The organism is Salisaeta longa DSM 21114 (assembly GCF_000419585.1).
Classification (GTDB): domain Bacteria; phylum Bacteroidota; class Rhodothermia; order Rhodothermales; family Salinibacteraceae; genus Salisaeta; species Salisaeta longa.
Genome location: NZ_ATTH01000001.1, coordinates 2,110,247 through 2,131,990 on the forward strand (window position 1 = coordinate 2,110,247; position 21,744 = coordinate 2,131,990).

The following is a 21,744-nucleotide window of genomic DNA, read 5'->3' on the forward strand; positions in this document are numbered from 1 at the left end:
GGCATGACGATCGGCTTATTCGGTGGTTCGTTCAATCCGCCGCACGTGGCGCATTGCATTATTGCCGAGGTGGTGCGCGACCAGTTTGAACTGGATGAGATCTGGTGGATCCCGAACGGCACGCCGCCGCACAAAACGGACCGCACCCTGGCGTCTGCAGCGCATCGCAAGGCGATGGTGCAGCGGGTGACCGACGCGCACGCGCCATTTCGGCTGTGTACCGTTGAGATGGAACGCGACGGGCCCTCGTACACCGTCGATACGCTGCGGCGCCTGCAAGCGCGCCATCCGCAGCACGACTTTCACCTCATCATTGGCAGCGACAGCCTCGACACGTTCGCGTCCTGGCGGGCGCCGGATGAAATTGTCGAGCGGGTGCCGCTCATTGTGTACAAGCGTCCGGGCGGGCTGAACGCGGTGGCGGAGCGGCGCTTTGCCAACCGGGTACGCTACGCCGCGGCCCCCGTCTTGGAGCTCTCCAGCACGGAAGTGCGCGCGCGGCGACGGGCAGGACGCTCGATTCGCTTTCTGGTGCCCGATGCGGTGCAGCAATACATCACCAGCCACGACTTATATGCCGGCGACTGATCTGGGGCCGCTGCCGGCGTCGCTGCGGGCGCGCTGCGGTCAACTGGTTATGGCGCGCCTCGGCTCGAACCTGCCGCCGGGACGCAGCGCCCCCGACGATGCCGACCGCGTCGCGGCGCTTCTGGACGAGGTGCCCCTCGGCGGGCTGCTGGTCTTTAACGGCGCGTGGCCCGCGCTCCCCGCAACGCTCACGCGCCTCCAACGCGCTGCCTCGTTCCCCTTGCTCATCGCAAGCGACGTAGAGCGCGGCGTCGGTCAGCAGGTGCAGGGCGGCACGCACTTTCCGCATGCACGGGCCGTAGCACGCGCGGGCGCCGACGGGGCCGCCACCCTGGCCCGCATCACGGCCCACGAGGCGCGCGCCTGCGGCATCCACCTCGCGTTCGCTCCGGTGGCCGACGTGAACCTGACGGACGCGAACCCCATCATCGACACCCGCGCGTTTGGCACCACCCCCGCCCGCGTAACACCGTGCGTGCAAGCCTATGTGCGCACCGCGCAGCAGCACGGACTGCTGACGGTGGCCAAGCACTTTCCGGGCCACGGGCGCACCACCACCGACTCGCACGCCACGTTGCCTGTGGTGGACGCCACAACCGCGGACTGGATGCGCGACGAGGCGCCGCCCTTTCGTGCGGCCTGCGACGCCGGCGTGGCCGGGCTCATGACGGCCCACGTGGCCTATCCCGCCCTCGAACCCGCGTACGCACCGCAGCGCCCGGCGACGGCCTCTCCGGCTCTGCTGCGCGACCTGCTGCGCGACGGCTGGGGCTTCTCGGGCGTCGTGTTCTCCGATAGCCTCCTGATGGAAGGCATCCGGGCGACCGCCGACGTTGGCACGCACGCGGCCCGTCTCATCCGTGCCGGCGTCGATGTGCTCCTTGACCCCGACGATCCCGCGGCCGTGGTCGAGGGCCTCGTGCAGGCCGTACGCGACGGCGCCCTTCCCGTGTCGTTGGTCGACGCCGCGTGCCGGCGCGTCTGGCGCCTGAAAGCCCAGGTGGCAGCCCGCACGGCGTGGCGGCCCGCGCCCGATCACGCGTTTGGCACCGCCGCCCATCAAGAAGCCGCCGATGAGCTGGCCGCACGCGCCCTGCAGGCCCCGGCATCGCTTCCGCAAAGCACCGACTGGTGCGTGCTCTACGCGGGCGCCGGGCGCGCAGCGTCGCCCGATCCGCTGGTGCGCGGCCTGCGGCGGGGCGGCGGCACGGTCTCCTGCTACACGCTCCCCGAAACCCCGACCGCCGAAGACAAAGCGGCGTTTGACCGGGCCACCCAGACGGCTTCCCATCTGCTGGTGGCCTGCGCCGTGGGGCCTGCAGCCTGGCACCGGTTTGGGCTCTCGAAGGCCCAAACAGCGGCACTCCGTCGCTGGACGCGCACCGCCCGCATGCCCCACGTGGTGTACGCCGCCCTTGGCGCCCCGCATGCCCTGCAGTGGGCCCCCGAGCGTGCGCCGCGGTGCATCACCTACAGCGACGTTCCCGCAGCGCAGCAAGCCTTGGCGCACCGGTTGCTTCCCCATTAGAAAACGATGGAGGCTCCATAGCACGATGTCGGCGCGGATCCATTGATGTATCTAGGTCGTTACGTTTTTCTGCGGTCGGTAGCCGCCGCGCGCGCTTGGGTGTGGGGCTGCCGTTTCGTACCGCCTGTTAGTTCCTTATCGCTTTAGTTTCAGGCCGCCTGTTCTTTTATGCACAACCCGTCCTCATCGCAAGCCCCTCGGCTCCTCATTGTGGAAGACGACCCAGAGGTTGGGGCAGGACTTGAAGATTTTTTCTCGATCAAAGGGTACACGGTGACCCGCGCAACAGACGGCAACGCTGCCCTGCGCGAGATCACGCAGCTGCCCCCGTACGACGTGATCTTGCTCGACGTGATGCTTCCCGAGCGCGACGGCTTCGATGTGCTGCGCGAGGCCCGCAAGGCCAGCGTCGACTCGCCCGTCATCATGCTTACGGTGAAGGGCGACGACAAACACAAGCTGCGCGGCTTTGAGCTGGGCGCCGACGACTACGTGACGAAGCCCTTTGACGCCGAGGAGCTCGCGGCCCGCGTGCGGGCGGTCCTGAATCGCTCGGAGGAGGCCTCCGAGGATACCGGCCACTCGTACCGGTTTGGCGAGGTGGTGGTCGACTTCGACTCGCAGACGGCGCACCGCGACCAGGAAACGGTGGAGTTTACGGCCCTGGAGTTTGACATTCTGGAGTACTTCATTGAGCACCGCGGGCGCACCGTAAGCCGCAAGCAGTTGCTGCGCGACGTGTGGGGCATTAGTGGAGAGATTACGACGCGAACCATCGATCGCCACGTGGCTTCGCTCCGCAAAAAGATCGAGCAAGACCCGTCCGATCCTACGTACATCGAAACGGTGTACGGCATCGGCTACAAGTTCAGTGATTAGACGCCCTGCTTAGATGCCTGTACCGGCTGCTCGCATGCGTACGGCTGTTGCCCTAGTGCTCATTGGGCTGTTTGGATGGTGGAGCGGGCCTGTAGCGCTTGGGCAATCGTTCTGCCACGCCCCGCATACCGGCACGCTCGATGTGCGCGGGCTTCGTGCGGTGTACTGTACGCCCTCGGAGGCGCTGCAGACGACCTTTCGGGGCGCGCATGCCTCGGCCTACCCTGTGTTCTATAGCGCGCTGCCGGTGGCCTGGGGCACGGCCCTTGCAACCGACGCGCGCGCTGCGGCGGCAACGGCGTATCGCCTCACGGTTACCGCCGCCGGCACGTACGGCCTTGTGCTCGCGCTCAAGCACCTCACCCGGCGCCCGCGCCCCTTCGTACGCCTTGCCGCGCTCACCTCCCGCAGTGCCGACTACCAACGGCCCGTCGACGCCGCCGATTACACCGCCTGGCCCTCGGGACACGCGGCCATGTCCGCCGCCCTGGCCACCTCCATCAGCTGGTCGTACCCGCGCTGGTACGTAACGGCGCCCGTGGCACTCTGGGCACTTAGCGTTGGCCTGAGCCGCATATGGCTCGGCGTGCACTACCCGTCCGATGTTCTCTCGGGGTTCGTCCTCGGCGTCGGCGTGGCCACCGCCGTTCACCTGCTGCGCGGGGCGCTAACGCCCGCACGCTGGCAGCCCGCCGCCCCACCACCGGCCCTGGTCCGCCTGCGCATCGCGCTGTAACCGCAGGCTTATGCCGGTTGCATATGCAATTTTGGGCAAGATGCCCCCCGTCCCCTGCACTTTTCATCGTCACTCTTTAGAATGCATCTAAACTAATCCATCCCAAACTGCCGAAACCGCCATGATACGTCGCTCCCTCGGAGCATTTGCTCTGCTTGCTTGCCTCCTGGTGCTCAGCGCCTGCCAGTCGTCGTCCGATCAAAAAGAGCTCGTGATCTACTCGGGGCGTAGCATGGCGCTTGTAGATTCGCTGGTGGAAGTGTATCGCCAGCAAACCGGCACGCCCGTAAGCGTGAAGTACGGCTCGGACGCGCAGCTTTTGGCCGCCCTCAACGAAGAGGGAAGCCAGAGTCCGGCCGATGTTTTTTGGGCGAACACCACCGGCGCCCTCACGCAGGCCCAAACCAGCACCCTCCTCACGCAGCTGCCCGACTCGCTGCTGAATCGTCCGGCGCGGTTTGTGCCCTCCAGCGGTCAGTGGCTGCCCGTTACCACCCGCTTCCGCGTGCTGGCGTACAACTCCGATACGGTTACTCCCGAGAACCTGCCGGCGTCGGTGCTCGACCTCCCGTCGCTCACGCAGTTTGAGGGCCGCGTGGGCTGGACCCCCGCCTACTCCAGCTTCCAGGACTTCGTAACGGCGATGCGCGTGATGCACGGCGCCGACACGACGCGCACGTGGCTCAACGCCATGCAAGACCTCAACCCGAAGGCCTACACCTCCAACACGCCCATGATTAAGGCGCTGGCGGCGGGCGAGATCGACATCGCGCTCACCAACCACTACTACGTGCTGCGCCTTAAGCACGGCGGTGGCGAAGGCGAGTACGAAGGGCACGAGGAAGGCGAAGGCCATGAGGCCGAAGAAACCACGCGCCCCAACGCCCCGGTCGGTACGTACCACTTTGCCGCGGGCGACGTGGGCAACCTCGCGCTTGTAACCGGTGCGGCCCGGCTGCAAACGAGCGACCAGCCGGCTGCCGCTGCCGACTTCCTCCGCTTTCTGCTCTCGGAGCAGGCCCAGCGCTTCGCCGCGACGTCTGTGAATGAGTACCCCGTGGTGTCTGGCGTACAGGTGCCGGCCTACATGACGCCGGTCGACCAGGCCCTGGAGCTGAGCCCTACGTTCGACTTCCAGAAGCTGAGCGACCTCGACGCCACGCTTGAGCTTCTCCGCAATACCGGGCTGCTTTAAGTGCTCCCGGAGCGGCGGCGCACGCGAACGGTGCGCTGCGCTTCAATGAACACGCCTGCGCCGCCCCGCCACTACATGGCCGGGCGGCGCTTTTTAGGGATGGTACGCGACAGACAGGACCGGGGACTGGCTACGTCGCAGGCGCGGACGCCGCAGCGCGGAGGCGCTCGGTCAGGTAGTCGATGGCGCGGTCGATGGCGTCTGCCGTCGTGGGGCGGCCGAGGCTCAACCGAACCGTCGCCCGCGCTTCATCGGGGGCATGGCCCATGGCCGTAAGCACGTGGCTGGGCCGGGGATCGGCCGTCGAGCAGGCGCTGCCGGTGGCGCACGCCACGCCGCGCAGCTCGCGCACGATCTGATCGGCACGCAGCCCCGGCACCGTGCAGCTAACGGTGTTAGGCAGCCGTGGCGCATCGGCGCCGTTGATGAACGCGCCGGGAAGCGCCTCGACGAGGGCCGCGCCCAATCGGTCGCGCAGAGCCTTCAGGCGCTGGGCCTCTTCGTCGAGCGCCTCGCGGGCCAGCGCGGCCGCCGCCCCAAACCCCACGATGCCCGGCGTGTTGAGCGTACCGCCCCGGTGCCCGTCCTGCTGCCCGCCGCCATCGATGAGCGCCGGAAAGCGGAGGCGTGGCTGCGCGTACAGCACGCCCACGCCCTTCGGGCCGTACAGCTTGTGTGCCGAGCCCGCCAGCAGATCCACCGCGTCTACATCCACCGGCACCTTGCCCAGGGCCTGCGTGGCGTCGGTGCAAAACAGCACGCCGCGGTCATGCGCGGCCGCCGCGAGGGCCGGAATATCCTGCAGCACGCCCGTCTCGTTGTTTGCCCACATCACCACCGCGAGCACCGTGTCGTCGCGCAGCGCATCCGCAAAAACAGACGGGTCGAGCCGTCCGTCGCGGGCCACCGGGAGCGTCGTCACCTCAACGCCCTCTCGCGCCAGCGTCTTGCAGGTATCCAGCACGGCCTTATGCTCCGTGGCTACGGTCACAAGATGCCGGCCTTTCGTGCGGTAGGCACGCATCACGCCCTTCAGGGCATGGTTTAGCGCCTCTGTAGCCCCGCTGGTAAAGGTGAGCGTATCCGGCGGCGCGCCCATGAGCGCGCCCACCTGCTCGCGGGCCATCGTAACCGCCTCCGACGCGCGCCAGCCCATGGTGTGCCCGCTAGAGGCATTGCCAAAGTGCTCAGTAAAGTACGGCTGCATGCGTGCCATCACGCGCGGGTCGACCGGCGTGGTGGCGTTGTAATCCAGGTAGATCGTCTCCATCGGTACAAACAAGCTTATGCTGCAATGGCGCGTTGATCGGCCACGACGGCGTGCGCCGCCGCCCGGCCTGCCGCAATGGCCCCGTTGATTGATCCGGTGCGCAGGTGATCGCCGCAGCAGTACAGGCCCTTGCGGCGGCGGGGCGAGCGCTCCGGCGATGCAACACCCGGCGGCCGCTGATCGGGCAGCGCGTACGGAATGTGGTAGCTGCGCAGGTGCGTCCACCCGCCGGCTTGCAGACCGAACCAGTCGATGAGTTGCTGTCGCACCTCGCGCTCCAGCACCGCAGCGTCTTCGTCCGGCGGGTTTACCACGACCACCGAGAGCAGCGCGCGGTCGTCGGGGCTGTACGACGGCGCCACTTCCGACATCACCGCGATGTTGTTGATGAGGCCGGTGCCGTCGCCGTTAAGCACCAAAATCGGCTCGTCGACCGGCGGCTTGTGGGCGGCGTAGTAGAAGCACAGGGTCGAGCGCCCATCTACCCGCTCGACGCCCCCAATGAGCTGTTGGGCCGCCGGGGCGTCCGTGGCCACCACCACAGCTTCGGCGGTGCGCGTCTCGCCCGAGGCCAGCGTTACCGTTTGGCCTTGCACGCCCGTCGCGCGTGTGTTCAAACGCACGGCATCGGCCGGCAACGACGCGGCGATTTGTTCCGGGATGGCCTGCATGCCCTCTGCCGGCACGGCGGCTGCGCCTTCGGCAAACATCTTGAACAAGAACTCGAACATCCGGCTGGACGTCGCCAGGGAGCGATCGAAGAAGATGCCGCCGTAAAACGGACGGAAGAACCGCTCGATCATGAGCGACGAAAACCCCCAGCGCGAGCGCAACGCCTCCTCGGTCGAGCATTCCTCACGCGCCATCAGGTGGCCCACCGGCGTGTTCACCAGGGCCTGCCGCAAGCGGGCCACGCGCAATTTGTCGGTGAGCGTACCCACGGGCGCAAAAAACGTACGCGGCACGTCCCACGGCTGCCGGAAGGGATCCGCGATGCGATGGAGGCGGCCCTGCGTGCGCACCAGCGCGCCGTCGTAAAACGACTGGAAGTTGAGCGCCTCGTAATCCAGCTCGCGGCGCGCCTCGGGATAGGCCGTCAGCATCACCTGAAAGCCGCGGTCGAGCCGAAAGCCGTCCACCACATCGGTGCGCATGCGGCCGCCCACCGCATCACGCGCCTCAATGACCTCCACCGTAGCGCCCTGTTGGTGCACGTGCCGGGCACACGTCAGCCCGGCCAGTCCGGCGCCAATGACCAAAACATCAACCGAAGAAGCCATATCAGATGCGATTATGTGTTGACAGGTTCACGTTCTTCCTCTGGCAGGAGCTCCTCCGGAGGCGGCGCATCATCACGCGCCCACAGGCTTGCCACCACCGAGGCGCCAATGCACACCGCGATGATGCCCACCGATAGCATCGGCGGAAAGTGCGTGTTGGACGTGCTCAAGATGATTTTGATGCCGGCAAAGCCCAGCACAGCGGCCAGCCCGTAGTGGAGGTACTTTAGCTCGGCGATGGTGTGGGCAAGCACCAGATACAGCGCGCGCAGGCCCAAGATGGCAAACACGTTGGAGCTGTACACGATGAAGACATTCTTGGTCATGGCAAGGGCCGCGGGCACCGAGTCGATGGCGAACATGATGTCGCTCAGTTCGATGGCCACGAGGGCCACGGCCAGGGGCGTCAGCACGCGCGCGCCATTTTCCACAACCCAAAACTTCTTCCCGTGGAGCGTACTGGTGACCGGTAGATGCGTCTCCAGCCACTCGGCCAATCCGCTGCCCTCTTTTTCTGAAGGATCCTCGCGGAAGGTGTGCCACGCGGCAAAGAGCAATATGACGCCGAAGACGTACGAGATCCAGGTAAACTCGCGAAGGGCCGCCGCGCCGAGGTAAATAAACAGCCCGCGGAAGACGAGCGCGCCAAAGATGCCCCAAAAGAGCACGCGGTGCTGCCGCTTTTTGGGGATGCCCAGCGTCTTGAAGATGATGAGGAAGACGAACAGGTTGTCGAGGCTCAGGCTCTTCTCAATCAGGTACGCTGCCAGGTACTCCTGCGCCGCCTGGTGGCTGAACATCTCCCAAATGAAGAAGCCAAAGCCCAACCCGGCGCTCACCCAAATGACGCTCCACCAGATGGCGTTGCGGCGCGCCTCGGGCCCCTCGCCGTGCGTGTGGCGATGCGACCACATGTCGATGAGAAAAAGAACGAAGACGGCAGCGCTAAACACGTACCATCCCCACTGGGGAATTTGGCCTTCCATGAAGGGGTGCTGCTTGTTCATGTCATGCGATCGGCGCGCGCGGCGCTACGCAGCCGCAGAAGCCGGCGCGTGCGGCCGTAAGGTGCGCCCCAGGACGTGCTGGAGCGCATCCCGCAACCCTGCGTAGCCAAAGTCGTAGCCGGTTGTTTCTAGCTTTTCGGGCAGCACACGTGCGCTTTGCAACAAGAACTCGTCGGCCATTTCTCCAAACGCCGCCCGCACCGCGAACGCGGGCACATTCAGGAGCGCCGGACGGCCCAGCACGCCCGCGAGCGTCTCGGCATAGGTTTGCATGCGCACGGGCTGCGGCGCCGTCAGGTTGACCGGCCCGTGCACCGTCTCGCGCATCAGCGCATGGTAGAACCCGCCGATGACGTCATCGAGCGTGATCCAGGAGAAGTACATGTCGCGCGGCCCAATGCGGCCGCCGAGGCCGATCTGAAAGGCCGGAAGCATCAGTTGCAAGGCCCCACCCGCGGGCGATAGCACCACGCCGGTGCGTAGCTGCGCTGTGCGCACGCCGGCGTCGGCGGCGGGCTGCGTGGCGGCCTCCCAGGCAGCGCACACCTCGCCCAGAAATCCTGCATCGCGGGGCGGGGTCTCCTCGGTGATGGGCTCGGCGCCGTGATCGCCGTAGTAGCCGATGGCCGAGGAGGAGAGCAGCACGCGCGGCGGATCGTCGCACCCGGCAATGGCTTCCGCGAGCAGGCGCGTGCCCTGTGCCCGGCTGTTGTAGATGCGGCGCTTTTTGTCTTCGGTCCACCGCAGCGCAAATACGTTTTCGCCGGCCAGGTGAATCACCGCATCCACGCCGTTGAGCTTCTCGGCCTCCACCGCGCCGGCCGCGGGGTCCCACAGAATCTCGCCGGGCCCGGCGGGCGCGTGCCGCACCAGCGGGTGCACCGTGTGCCCGCCGCTGCGCAAAAACGCCACGAGCTGCGTGCCCACCAGGCCGCTTGTGCCGCTTACGGCGATGGAGAGCGCGCGGCCTTCGGGGTTGTAGCGCCGGTGCAGCGCCAGGTCGCGCGCCGTTATGCGGTGGCGGTACGCAAACTGCCGTTTCAGCTCGGGCGCGCCAAAGTGCTCATTCAGGGCGCTGCCTATGTCGCCCAGCGGCAACTCGTAGTCGATGTGATCGATGAGCGTGCAGCGCTCGGGCCCGTCCGGGGTCATGCGGTGGGTGTGCTCCCACGACCGAAACGGCCCCTCCACCTGCGCATCGCAAAACTGCCGGCCCTCCTCGTATCCAAAATGCTCCGCCACCCACTTCAGACTCAGCTTGCCGGGGCCCAGGCGAATTACGGCACGGTCGCCGTCGCGAATGCCCTCCAACGACTCCAGCCGTACGGGCGCCCAAGGGGGCGTGAGCCGCTGGAAGGCGCCGGGGCGGGCGTGCCAGTTGAATACCGCGTCGGCCGGGGCATCGAGCGAAGATCGGAAGGTAAGCGAAGGCATAGGCCAGGGGGTGCATTATCGGATGTCGTCGTACGCGTCGAGGGCGTTCTCGCGGGCCACGCTGTGATCCACCATCGGATCGGGGTACGTGTCGCCCAGCGTTACGCCCGCATTGGTCAGCACATCGGACGGCGCCTCCCACGGGGCATGCAGGTGCTCGGTGGGCACATCCGACAGCTCGGGCACGAAGCGGCGGATGTAGTCGCCATTGGGATCGTAGCGCTCGCTTTGCGACACGGGGTTGAAGATGCGAAAGAACGGCTGCGCATCGACGCCGCTCCCGGCCGACCATTGCCAGCCCATGGTGTTGCTTGCCAAGTCCCCATCCACCAGCGTGTCCCAAAACCACCGGGCGCCGTGCCGCCAGTGAATCAGCAGATCTTTGGTAAGGAACGAGGCCACGATCATGCGCACGCGGTTGTGCATCCAGCCGGTTTCGTACAACTGGCGCATGCCCGCATCCACGATGGGAAAGCCGGTGCGGCCGTTCTGCCAACGCGTGAGCGCGTCGGCATCGTCGACCCACGCAAAATCCTTGAACTTGTCGCGGTACGTTTCGGTGGGCGTGTTGGGGTAGTGGTAGAGCCAGTGGTACGAGAACTCGCGCCACACCAGCTCTTGCAGAAACGGCTCGGCGGCCGCGCGTGCGTCGTGCGTTTCTGCCCAGGCGGTCACCGCGTGCCACACCTGCCGCGGACTCAGCGCGCCGTGGTGCAGGTGTGGGGAGAGGCGCGAGGTGCCGTCTTTGTCGGGGCGGTTGCGCATCGTTTCGTAGTCGGCCACGATGCGATCCAGCGTTTCCTGCAACCGCTCGTGGGCCGCGTCTTCGCCGGGCGTCCAGGCCTCGCGGAGGCCGCCGGCCCAGTCGACGCCATCGCGGGCCTCGGGGAGCAGCTGCAGTGCCTCAAGCGGCTCCGAAGCCGGAAGGGCGTCGGGGAAGGCGAGCGCCGGGGCGTCCAGCGGGGGCCGCGTGTCGAGCAGGTCGTGGCCCGTCACCTTCTTCCAGAACGGCGTGTAGACGTGGTAGGGCCCGCCGCTGGTGGTTTCGACGCCCTCGGGATCGTGCATCAGGCGTCCGGTGAAGTGGTGGTCAACGGTTAGTCCCTCGTCGCGCAGGGCATCGGCCACGCGGTTGGCCTGCGCCGCGAGCGGCGGGGCGTAGCGGCGGTTCCACACCACGCGCGTGGCGCCCACCGCGCGGGCCGCGTCGGTAAGGGCCGTTGCTGCATCGCCCTGGCGCAGCACGAGCGCGCCGCCACGATCACGCAGCGAGGCATCGAGCGCCGCAAGGGCATGATGCAGCCACCAGCGGGCCGCGCCGCCCGGCGCAGCGGTGCCCTCCGCGTCTGGATTCCACACAAACACCGGCACCACCGGGCCGTCGTCGGCCGCCGCATGAAGGGCGGCATGATCGGCAAGGCGAAGGTCGTGACGAAACCAGACGAGCGTTGGGGCGGGCATGCAACCGGCGGTTATGGAATACGGCGTACGCATCAGGGTACAACCTACGCATGCGCCGGATTTTCCCGTTGAGGGCCGAAGTGAAGCACTTCGTTACAAGTCGCTGTGCCGCCTGCCATGGCGCGCCCTACGCATGTGAAGGCGTCCACCCGCTGCTCTTCTCCTTGATGTACGCAGCCACGCGGTCGATGGCGATGCGGTCTTGCGTCATGCTGTCGCGGTCGCGCACCGTCACCTGCTGATCGTCGAGCGTGTCAAAGTCGACCGTCACGCAGAACGGCGTACCGGCCTCGTCCATGCGGCGGTAGCGCTTGCCCATCGAGCCCCGCTCGTCATACATCACGTTAAAGTGCGCCTGCAGATCATCGGTGATGCGGTGCGCAATATCGGGCAGTTCCTTCTTTTTGGACAGGGGAAAGACCGCCGCGCGGATGGGCGCTAGCTCGGGGTGCAGCTGCAACACCGAGCGCGTATCGCCGCGCACCTCCTCCTCGTAGTACGCATCGGTAAGCAGCATCAGGATGGTGCGGTCGAGGCCCACGGACGTTTCCACGACGTAGGGAATGTAGCGCTCCTGCTCGAACGGATCGTAGTACGTCATTTTCTTGCCCGAGTACTCCTGATGGCGCTTCAGGTCATAGTCGGTGCGGCTGTGGACGCCCTCCAGCTCCTTCCATCCCATCGGGAACTCGTACTGGATGTCGACTGCCGCGTCGGCGTAGTGCGAGAGCTGTTCGTGTTCGTGAAATCGCAGCTTCGCGGGACTGATGCCCAGCGCCTGATGCCAGGCCATGCGCTTGTCCTTCCACGCCTCAAACGCCTCGCCCTGCGTGCCGGGCTTCACAAAGTACTGCATCTCCATCTGCTCAAACTCGCGCATCCGGAAGACGAACTGACGCGCGACGATCTCATTTCGAAAGGCTTTGCCAATTTGCGCAATGCCAAAGGGCACGTGCTGCCGCGCCGGCTCGCGCACGTTGTGGAAGTTGACGAAGATGCCCTGCGCAGTCTCGGGGCGCAGGAAAAGGCGCGAGCCCTCATCTTTTAGCGGCCCCATGTGGGTGTCAAACATGAGGTTAAACTGGCGCACCTCCGTCCAGTCGAACGCGCCGGAGTCGGGCGCATGAATCTCTTCGTCCATGATGATGGCGTGCAGCGCCTCGGGCATGTCGTCGCCCGCGTTCAGCGCAGCCACCAGCCGCTCGTGCACGGCATCGGCCTGTGCGGCCTCGCCCGCCGTACGCAGCCCACGGATGTAATCCTCGATGAGCTCATCGGCGCGGTAGCGGTTGCCGCTGGCCTTGTCGTCGATGAGCGGATCGTTGAAGGCCTCGGTATGCCCCGAAGCGTCCCACGTCTTGGGGTGCATGAGAATGGCCGCATCGAGGCCCACAATGTCGTCGTGGCCGTGCACCATGTGCGCCCACCAGCGCTCTTTCACGTTGCGCTTCAGCTCCACCCCCAGCGGACCGTAGTCGTACGTAGCGCCCAGGCCGCCGTAAATCTCGGACGACTGAAAGATGAAGCCGCGCTGCTTGCACAGCGAAACGATCGTGTCAAAGAGGTCGCTCATCGGGAGTCAAAAAGTCGACAAGAAGAGGGATGGACAGCCTCAAACGTACCCATGCGCGGCCTGCGATGCAACGCGCCGCGCGCCGCGCCCGGTGAAAATAGGGCAAGATTGCCCGGAATCTGCGCGCACCGGCCGCGCGCACCGCCCCAAGGACTTGCCACCCCGCTTCTACTCGTTGGATGTGCTGGCGCGCTGCATCGCGTCGATGTAGACCCGCAGCGCGGCGCCCGCGCCCTCCTGGGCGGCAAACTGCTCGACGAGGGCCACATGCTGCGCCGTCCCCCAGGCCGCCAGGGCGCGCAAAAACTCGGCCGCCGCGGTGGGGTGGCGCCGCATCAGTCCCTTCAGGTCGGGCTTAAAGAAGCCAAAGACGACGGCCTCCGTCACGGCCTCGGCCGTTTCCATCCGGCGGAAGTCGCCCACGAGGGACGCGCCGCCCAGCAGCGTAGCGGGGCCCACCTGCGCAAGCTCCTGCACGTGGCCGGGTTCATCTTCGGCGCTGAGCCGCACCCGGCCCTCTTGCACCACGTAGAGGCCCAGGCCCGGATCGCCCTCGTAGTAGAGCGCCTCGCCGCGCCGGTACCGCCGCGGGTGGCCCATCTGCGCCACATGGCGAAGCGTGCGCAGGCTACAGTCGTGAAAAGGCCCCACCGCGTGCAGCGCATCCATGATGGGCTGCCACTCGTTGGTGGATGACGAAGCGGTGAGGCGGCGGTACAGGCGACGCAGCCGGCCTACAAGGGAGGGCATAAACGCAAGCGGTTGGGAAACAGGACACGCTACAGGATAGGGCGCGCGCCGCGAAGGATCAAAACGTGTGGCCGATGCCAAAGTGGAGGAGGGGACGCTCCAGCCCCCGGCCAAACACGTCGTTGTTGCGTTGCGACGGATCGTGCAGGCGGTAGGCAAGGTCGAACCGCGCGATCAGGTATTCCCACGCCAGCCGAACCCCGATGCCGCCCCCGACGCCCACTTCGGTAAGGAACGAGGGCACCTGAAAGCGCCCCTCGGCCCGTCCACCCTCCGCCGTGCGAAGGCCCGGGTTGCGCGGGCCAAACCACACGTTGCCGGCATCCACGAAGGCCACGCCCAGCCAGCGAGAGGTCAGGAAGTTTTGGAAAACCTCGGTGCGCAGCTCCACGCTCGCCTCCAGCTTGATGTCGCCACCCAGCACGTTGGCGTTGCCGCCGCCGGTAGACGACTGAAACAGGTTGGCGCCGCCCGGCCCCAGCTCGTGCAGCCGCCACCCGCGCACGCTCGTGGCGCCGCCGCTAAAGAAGCGCCGGTCGAACGGCACCACGTCGGGTCCGGCAATGGGATGGGCCCAGCCCGCGATGCCCTTAAGCGCCAAGACGGTTTCGCTGGACAGCGGCAGGTAGCGGCGCACATCGGCGGTGAAGCGCACGTACGGCCGGTAGATCAGTTGATTGCCTGAGAGGGGGCGCGCTGCGGTGGTGTCGAGCGACGCGAGCCGCGTCGCCGGGTAATCGGTGGGGGCTAGGCGGCGCCCCGGCAGGCTGTACTCAACGCGCCCCGGTGTAAACAGAAAACGATCCAGTGCCATCGGCAGCAGGTTGCCCACCTCGGCCGTGCCCTCGTAGATGTGGCCGCTGCTGCGCCGAAGCAGGTCGGTGGTGGTGGACCGCAGCGTATACCGCAGCGCGCTATTGATCTGCGGCTGGGTGTAATCCTCAATGATTTGCCGGCGCTGCACCGGATCGAGAACCGCCACGCTGTCGCCCGTTCCAATGACGCGGCGCAGGAACGTCCGCTCAAACCCGCGCAGCGTATCCGGATTGCTCAGGCTTAGGTCGACCACATCGATGAACGATTGGCGCGTGGCACTGTGGTTAAGTTCTAAGCTGAGGCGCGCGTTGGCCCGTGCCCGAATGCGCAGCCGAAACTCGTCGCGCCGCGCGCGCAGGAAGCCCAGCGCAATGCGCGTCCGCGCCGTCTGCAGGGCGAACAGGCTGTCGAGCGCCCCAAACGGACGCACGAGGTAGGGCAGCGTGAGGGAGCTGTTCACTTCGAGCTGCGCCGAGGTCAGCCGCGTGATCGACTCGACGCTCGTCCCAATAGAGGCCGAGGTGCCAACCTGAAATGCCTCACCGGCGCCCAGGGCGTTCAGGTTTTCGTAGGTTACGCCCAGCCCAATGCCCAGCTCGTTCTCAATGTCGGTGACCGTTTCGCGCTGCAGGGCAAACATTTCGGCCCGCAGCTGATGCCGTGCCAGCGTGCGCGCGTCGATGCGCAGGGGCAACGCCGGGAGCGTCGCGCTGTCGGGGGCCACAGCGGCGTCAAACTGCGGCGTGAAGTTGGTGAACGAGAACACGCCAATGCTTTCGAGGCGACGCTTGGTGGCTTGCACGGCCGACTGCCGGTAGAGGGCGCCGGGGCGAAACTGCAAGGCCCGCGCGATGGCCGTGGGCTGCAGATGCGTCTCGCCGCGCCACTCGATGGTGACCGGAAACGGCAGGGCCTGCCCGTCGATGGCGCGCAGCGTATCGCGCCGGATGCGTCCGTTGGCCTCGGGCCCCTCCACCTGCACATGCACCGGCCCAAACCGGTAGCGCGCCCCGGGGCGCACCCGCAGCGAAACGTCGAAGCTGTCGGGCACCGGGCGGTAGACGATCGCCTGCACCGAGTCGCGCGTGATGGCGGCAAACCCTCGGTTGCGCAGAAAATCGAGCAGGCGGCGGCGCTCCTGCAACAGCATCAGCTGCATGTAGCGCTGCGACCGAAGCCGCAGGTCGAGCGCCGGCGTCTTGGGCACGGGCGTGCCGGGCAGAGGCGTCTCCTCCAACAACGTACGCGCCTGCGCCGGCGTGAGCGCGCCCAGCCCTTTGTAGGTGATCGTGCGGATGTAGGTGGGCCGTCCCGGCGCCACGCGAAAGACGACCCGCACGCGATCGTCCTCGTCGGTGGGCCGCACCTGCACCGACACCCGAGCATCCCGAAAACCCGCATTCTGATAGAAGATGCGCAACCGCTCCACATCGTCCTGCAGCACCGAGCGGTCGACGTACGCCGGCGGCTCCCCGCCCTCGCGCAGCGCCCGGCTGATGCGCTTGCCGAGCGTGCCGGCGGCGCCCAGCTGGTACATCCAGCGCCACCACGTAAATCCGGGGATGCCCAGGATGCGCCGGTTGGGGGCAGCACGCACGTACTGCTTCAGTTTGGCGTCGTCGAAGAACGTGTTGCCCTGTATCTCGACCGATTGGATGACGGGCCGCGTGCTGTCGGGCATTGCGCCGGCTTGCGCCCCAACCGGCTGCGCCCCCGCGGGCCGCACGCCCGCCATCAGCAGCACGCACATAAAAAAAGCGGCACCGGCGGCCGCTTTCTGATGCAATAGACGAAGGGGGTACATCATCCTACGACTCGCCGCTCGCGTTATCCGGTGGGCCGGTTGATGGATTCGGTGCGCGGCGCGCCGGTCGTCTCCATCGACGGACCGTCGTGCATCTGCTGGTAGGCCTTGGTGCGCTGCTTGAGCTCCTGATACTTCTGCGGCGACATGTCGGGCATGACGAAGCGGATGGGATCGAGCGTTCGCCCGTTCAGCGTGCGCACTTCGTAGTGCAGGTGCGGCCCCGTGGAGCGGCCCGTGTTGCCGCTGTAGGCAATGACCTGGCCGCGCTCTACGCGGGCACCGCGGCGGATGCCATCGGCAAACTCCGAGAGGTGCGCGTACCGGGTGACGTAGCCGGCCGCCCGGTGGTAGATGTCGACGTAGTTCCCGTACGACGAACTGTAGCGCGCTCGGCGCACCACGCCATCGCCCGGCGCCACCACCGGCGTACCGGTGCGCACTACGAAGTCGAGGCCTTCATGCATCGTACGCACCTTCAGGATGGGATGATGCCGCATGCCGTAGCCCGACACGATCGGCCCGTCGGTGGGGCGCAGCACCGGCAGCTGCCGCATGGCCTTCTCGTGGCGCTTCGTATAGTCGATGAGCTCGCGGTAGCTGGCGCTCTGCAGGCTGGACTTCCGCTCTAGCTTGTCGAGCGTGCGGGAGGTTGTGCGAAGCAGCGCTGCGGTGCTCTCGCTAAACCGGTCGTACTGCGCGTACGGATCGCTCCCGCCCACGCCCACCTTGCGCACATCGGCCGAAATAGGCTCCATTTGCAGCAGCGTACGATACAACCTTTGGTCGCGCTGCGCAAACGTCTCCAGCTTCGACGTAAGCGTCGTCATCTGCTGCGTGGCCGCCTGCAGTTTTTCGCGCAAGGCCCTATTCTCGGCCGCCAGCGCTTGCTCCTCCGGCGTTTCAATCAGCTGCGCGTCCATGCTCCAGGCAAACCCGCACGCAAGCACCAGCGCTACGGTACAGATGATGGCGCCGTACACCACGTACCGGCGACGGCTCGGCGTTACTTCAACAAAGGCGCACTGGTCCTCATCGTAGCGGTAACGAACGTCTGCGTCCATGGAAATAGGTGGGGGTCAAATCCAGTAATCTGCACGAGGCAGGCTTACATGGGGGAGGAAGGCAAGCCATTTTCGTCTCTAGGGGCCCTGCAGCGCGGCCGCTCCCAGACGACAGCGCCTAGCGGGCGGATTCAAAAGCATTCCAATATAGTGGGCGGAAGGCTGGACGTCAACTCTTTCGAGCCGTCTTTCAGTAAAGAAGCCGTACATACCCCATCGGTTACATCAGCCCAAGGGCCATGTGCATGGGCGGGTCCACGCATCGCACATCGTTGCAATGGACAATAAGCGCGCCGTGCGCCATTGCCCATCGCTTATTCATAATCTCCTTCAAAGTATTCGATGCCCCGGCGCGGCACAGACGGGCTTTCGCCTCGAATACGGGCCCGTAGGCGCTCGGTAAACACCTCGGCGGCGTCGTAGCCGTAGTGGCGCAGCAGGTAGTTCATGGCAATTACTTCGCAGATGACGGTAATATTTTTCCCGGGCGTGATGGGCACTTGCACGGTTGGCAGGGCCACATCCAAAATATCGTGGGTGTCCTCGACCATGTGGAGGCGCGTGTACTCCTTGTCCTCGTCCCACAGCTGCATGTCGACCACCACCTCGATCCGCTTTTGGAAGCGGATGGCGCGGATGCCAAACATGGCGCGCACGTCCACCAGCCCCAGCCCGCGCACTTCCATAAAGTGCTGCACGAGGTCGGTGCCAGAGCCCATGAGCACGCCGGCCTCCTGGCGGGTGGCCACTACCACGTCGTCGGCCACCAGCCGGTGCCCGCGCTCTACCAGGTCGAGCGCCACCTCGCTCTTTCCGATGCCGGGCTTGCCCATCAGGAGCAGCCCGATGCCGTACACGTCAACGAGCGAGCCGTGCACCACGCGCTGCGGCGCAAACTGATCGTTGAGGAGCGTGCGCAGGGCCTCCATGAGCCGCACCGTGGGCCACGCCGTGCCGTACACCGGAATGCCGTGCTCGGTGGCCTGCTGCAGCTGCGGGGCGGGCAGCGCATTGCCGTCGGTGCAGATGATGCACGGGAGGTCGAACTGCATCAGGTGGCCAAACGCCTCGGCGCGTGCGTCGGGCCCTAGGTGCCGCAGGTAGCGATGCTCGGTGTTGCCCAGCACCTGCACGCGCTGATGCGTAAACAGCTCCACGTACCCGGCAAGCGCCAGGCCCGGGCGGTGCAGGTTGCTCTCCGTCACGGGGCGCGCGCTGTCATCGACGGCGTTGTGCTTGTCGAGCGGCACCCCCACCGCCTCCCGCAACTGGTCGGCCATGAAGGCGACCGTGATGGACGATTTTTGGAAGTTGGACGCGTCGGACATAACGGGGCGTGGACGGGCGTGAGCGGCTGGCGAGCGGATGCGGTGCGGGCTACGGCACCTCCACCGCGTCGAGCACGCGCTGCACCAACGCGGCGGGCTCGATGCCTTCGGCCTCGGCTTCGTATGTGCGCACGAGGCGGTGCTGCAACACGTTGGCCGCCAGGGCCCGCACGTCTTCGGGGGTAACGTAGGCGCGCCGCCGCAACAGGGCATGCGCGCGGGCGGCCAGGTTCAGGTTGATGCTGGCACGGGGCGAGGCGCCGTATGCGATGAGAGAGGCCAGATCGTCGAGCCCCTCGGCGGCCGGGGCGCGCGTCGTCATCACCAGGTCTACGATGTACGCCTCTACCCGCGCATCCATGTAGAGCGCGTCGAGCACGGCCCGGGCGTTCAGGACTTGCGCGGGCGTCGCGACGGGCTGTACGGTGGGCGCGGGCTGCGTCTGCGCCATGCGCCGCATGATCTCCAGCTCGTCGGTCCGCGTGGGATACGGCACGTGCACCTTCAGCATGAAGCGGTCCACCTGCGCCTCGGGCAGCGGGTAGGTGCCCTCCTGCTCGATGGGATTTTGCGTAGCCAGTACCAAAAACGGCTCCTCCAGGGCAAACGTGCGCTCGCCGATCGTCACCTCACGCTCCTGCATGCTCTGCAAGAGCGCGCTCTGCACCTTAGCGGGCGAGCGGTTGATCTCATCGGCCAGGATGATGTTTGCAAAGATGGGTCCTTTCTTGATCGAAAACGCGCCCTTCTGCTGGTTGTACACCAGCGTGCCCAACAGGTCGGCCGGCAGCAGGTCGGGGGTAAACTGGATCCGCTGAAACGACGTGCCAATGCTTCCGGCAAGCGCGCGCACGGTAAGTGTTTTGGCCAGGCCCGGCACCCCCTCCAACAGCACGTGGCCGCCGGTGAGCAATCCGATGAGCAGCCGCTCGATCATCGTTTCCTGCCCCACCACCACGCGCTGCACCTCCTCCAGCAGATCGTCGAGGAACGCCGTATCGTGGGCGATGCGGGCGTTGATGTCGGCACGGTTGGGGGTGGACATGGCGTGGGCCTACGGGTAAAAGATACGAAACGGACCGGAGAGGGCGCGGCCGAGGCGCGAGCGCAGCTCGGCAAAGGCGTGCTGCCGCCCCACCAGGAGCACCGCGCCGCCGCGGTCGATGAGGCTTGCGCCGTAGATGCCATCCAGCGTGAGGTCTTCCACGGCGGCCACCAGCGCATTGGCCGCGGGGGGTGCGGCCTGCCACCGGTCGCGCCGACTGGCGTGCTGCATGAGCAGGAGCGCCCCCACCATTTGTCCGTCGTCGCGGCGCAGGGCGGCCACCTGTTTCTGCACGCGATGGTTTTCGGTCACCAGATATTGGACGAGCGGACGCTGCGCTTCCGTCACGCAGTTGAGCACCTCGTCGAGGGCCCGGTAGTCGATGTCGCGGTAGGTACGCACTTGCGGAAAGCCCCCGTCACGGATCCGCTGGAGGGCACGCTGCGCCGTCTCCTGACGGGCGCGCTCGGCCGACGCGGCAAGGGGCGGGCCCGTGTGCAGATCCACCAGCACCCACATCATGCGGTCGCGCAGCGGCGTGGGCACCGGGAGGTACTCGTTGGTGGCCGTGTCTACGAGGGTAAACGGGCGGGCCGCGGCGTGCGCCGCCCACAGCGGCGCGGTGCTGTACGGACGCGCGGTCGCTTCGGCAATGCAGTCTGCAGCGGCCGCCAGCCCGTCGGGCGTCAGCGGCGCGTCGGCGAGCGCCTCATGCAACGCCATGGCCAGCGCCGCCCAGTAGGCATCGGGGCAGCACCCCGGCACCGCACTGGCCACGGCGATGCGGTGCGGCTGATCGGTGTAGCGGGCGGCGAGGGCGCGGGTGAGCCGGTGCCAGCGCGGGTCCCCCGAGGCGTGCGGTGCGGTGTCGTTTGCAAATGCGACCTCGGTGTCACCGTCTGCCGGCGCCACGGCTACGCTCAGGTGCTGGTGCATGGGCAGGAGCAGGGCGAACCCGTCGGTGTAGTGGGCGTGGGTGGCCTGGATGCCCAGCGCGCCCGGTGCCGTGCCCGTACGCCCCGCCGCGGGCCACGCGCCGAAGGCGTCGGTCCACAGCGCGTGCGCACGGTCTTGCGTCGTCGTGGGATCGGCCGCGGCCCGCGCGTCGAGAGTGGGCGGCAACGCCTCGGAGGCCGTATCGGGATTGCCCGAAGGGGGACACACAGTCGCGGGGGTGGGCTGCACGAAACAAACGGATGCGGACTAGACAGGGTAGGATGCGCGCGGGCCACTTGCAACACGCACGCCCCGCGCCACCACCCGCCGTAACGACACGTTCACCAACGGGCCGGCGCAGATGCAGGAACGCTACGTTGATGATTCAGATGGTCGTTCGGGTTTGTTCGCCCATCTGCACGCTCCACGCACAACGAAGCAATCCCCTCCTTGTCATCACGAGGACCGAACAGCGTGAGGGACGTGGGGGCCGAAGGTCATATCTACGATGGGGCCGAAGGTCATGCCACTGGTGCGATCTCCATGTACAGAGGTAAATGCCTCATTGCGGAGATTGCCACGTCGCTCCGCTCCTCGCAATGACAAGAGGGGTACAATGCAGAAACGATACGTGAATGGTTCAGATGGCTGTTCCGATGAATTCGACCAACTGCACGCCCAACGCACAAAAAAGCAGTACACTCCTTGTCATCGCGAGGAGTGAGCGCATGCGAGCGACGCGGGGGCCGAAGGTCATATCTACGATGGGGCCGAAGGTCATGCCACTGGTGCGATCTCCATGTACGAGCAAGAACGCTCGGTTGCGGAGATTGCCACGCACCACAGGCATGACCTCACGGCCCTCGCCTTCGCCTCCTCGTAATGACACGAATGGTAGGATGAAGAGTCACGCGTCAATGGTTCAGGTGGTCGTTCAGACCAGTTTGCGCAACTGCACGCCCAACACATCGACAACTACAAACCCCAGCTTGTCATTGCGAGGAATGAGCGTATGCGAATGACGCGTGGGCCGAAGGTCATATCTACGAT

At 66.4% G+C, this 21,744-nt stretch carries 17 protein-coding genes; 5 read left to right on the plus strand and 12 right to left on the minus strand.

Translation table 11 applies throughout. The features are described 5' to 3' along the window. Positions 1-3: 3 nt before the first annotated feature. The 5 genes from nadD (at position 4) to SALLO_RS0108780 (ending at position 4,926) form a co-directional block, all read left to right on the plus strand. Entirely contained in the window at positions 4-588 is a 585-nt protein-coding gene (gene nadD, locus SALLO_RS0108760; RefSeq protein ID WP_022835933.1) for a nicotinate-nucleotide adenylyltransferase, read from the plus strand. Continuing rightward, a complete protein-coding gene (locus SALLO_RS16230) occupies positions 575-2,116 on the plus strand; it encodes a glycoside hydrolase family 3 N-terminal domain-containing protein (RefSeq protein WP_022835934.1) in 1,542 nt (513 codons plus the stop codon). Before nadD ends, SALLO_RS16230 begins: the two co-directional genes overlap by 14 nt. Before the next feature lie 168 nt (positions 2,117-2,284). Then, positions 2,285-2,995 (plus strand): response regulator transcription factor, encoded by a 711-nt coding sequence (locus tag SALLO_RS0108770; protein ID WP_022835935.1) that lies wholly within the window; start codon positions 2,285-2,287, stop codon positions 2,993-2,995. A gap of 34 nt (positions 2,996-3,029) precedes the next feature. Beyond that, the gene (locus SALLO_RS16235; protein ID WP_051141348.1) at positions 3,030-3,731 is read left to right on the plus strand and encodes a phosphatase PAP2 family protein; all 702 of its coding nucleotides are present in this window, start codon (positions 3,030-3,032) and stop codon (positions 3,729-3,731) included. A gap of 121 nt (positions 3,732-3,852) precedes the next feature. Further along, entirely contained in the window at positions 3,853-4,926 is a 1,074-nt protein-coding gene (locus SALLO_RS0108780) for an iron ABC transporter substrate-binding protein (protein ID WP_022835937.1), read from the plus strand. A gap of 130 nt (positions 4,927-5,056) precedes the next feature. Here the strand turns inward: SALLO_RS0108780 and SALLO_RS0108785 are convergent, their stop codons facing one another. From SALLO_RS0108785 to SALLO_RS0108840, 12 genes are all read right to left on the minus strand, one after another. After that, complete coding sequence (locus SALLO_RS0108785; RefSeq protein ID WP_022835938.1) at positions 5,057-6,196, minus strand: cysteine desulfurase family protein; 1,140 nt, start codon at positions 6,194-6,196, stop codon at positions 5,057-5,059. A 14-nt stretch (positions 6,197-6,210) separates the two neighbouring features. Continuing rightward, on the minus strand, positions 6,211-7,476 hold the full coding sequence (locus tag SALLO_RS0108790) for an NAD(P)/FAD-dependent oxidoreductase (protein ID WP_022835939.1): 1,266 nt from the start codon (positions 7,474-7,476) through the stop codon (positions 6,211-6,213). Positions 7,477-7,487: 11 nt separating this feature from the next. Continuing rightward, entirely contained in the window at positions 7,488-8,462 is a 975-nt protein-coding gene (locus tag SALLO_RS16240) for a TerC/Alx family metal homeostasis membrane protein (RefSeq protein WP_051141431.1), read from the minus strand. A gap of 45 nt (positions 8,463-8,507) precedes the next feature. Beyond that, entirely contained in the window at positions 8,508-9,917 is a 1,410-nt protein-coding gene (locus SALLO_RS0108800; RefSeq protein ID WP_022835941.1) for a TIGR01777 family oxidoreductase, read from the minus strand. A 15-nt stretch (positions 9,918-9,932) separates the two neighbouring features. Then, positions 9,933-11,378 (minus strand): cryptochrome/photolyase family protein, encoded by a 1,446-nt coding sequence (locus SALLO_RS0108805; protein ID WP_022835942.1) that lies wholly within the window; start codon positions 11,376-11,378, stop codon positions 9,933-9,935. Between the two features lie 127 nt (positions 11,379-11,505). Beyond that, positions 11,506-12,951, minus strand: a complete 1,446-nt coding sequence (locus SALLO_RS0108810) for a glycine--tRNA ligase (protein ID WP_022835943.1) — start codon at positions 12,949-12,951, stop codon at positions 11,506-11,508. 168 nt (positions 12,952-13,119) lie between these two features. Then, on the minus strand, positions 13,120-13,701 hold the full coding sequence (locus SALLO_RS16245; RefSeq protein ID WP_022835944.1) for a Crp/Fnr family transcriptional regulator: 582 nt from the start codon (positions 13,699-13,701) through the stop codon (positions 13,120-13,122). 58 nt (positions 13,702-13,759) lie between these two features. After that, positions 13,760-16,324 carry a BamA/TamA family outer membrane protein gene (locus SALLO_RS16250; RefSeq protein ID WP_022835945.1) on the minus strand — a complete coding sequence of 855 codons (2,565 nt, stop codon included), beginning with the start codon at positions 16,322-16,324 and terminating at the stop codon, positions 13,760-13,762. 20 nt (positions 16,325-16,344) lie between these two features. After that, a complete protein-coding gene (locus tag SALLO_RS16255; RefSeq protein WP_022835946.1) occupies positions 16,345-17,385 on the minus strand; it encodes a peptidoglycan DD-metalloendopeptidase family protein in 1,041 nt (346 codons plus the stop codon). Between the two features lie 314 nt (positions 17,386-17,699). Beyond that, complete coding sequence (gene hprK / locus SALLO_RS0108830) at positions 17,700-18,713, minus strand: HPr(Ser) kinase/phosphatase (RefSeq protein WP_022835947.1); 1,014 nt, start codon at positions 18,711-18,713, stop codon at positions 17,700-17,702. A gap of 49 nt (positions 18,714-18,762) precedes the next feature. Further along, on the minus strand, positions 18,763-19,758 hold the full coding sequence (locus SALLO_RS0108835; protein ID WP_022835948.1) for an AAA family ATPase: 996 nt from the start codon (positions 19,756-19,758) through the stop codon (positions 18,763-18,765). Between the two features lie 9 nt (positions 19,759-19,767). Continuing rightward, positions 19,768-20,922, minus strand: coding sequence for a hypothetical protein (locus tag SALLO_RS0108840; protein WP_028567069.1), 1,155 nt, complete (start codon positions 20,920-20,922; stop codon positions 19,768-19,770). Between the last annotated feature and the right edge of the window lie 822 nt (positions 20,923-21,744).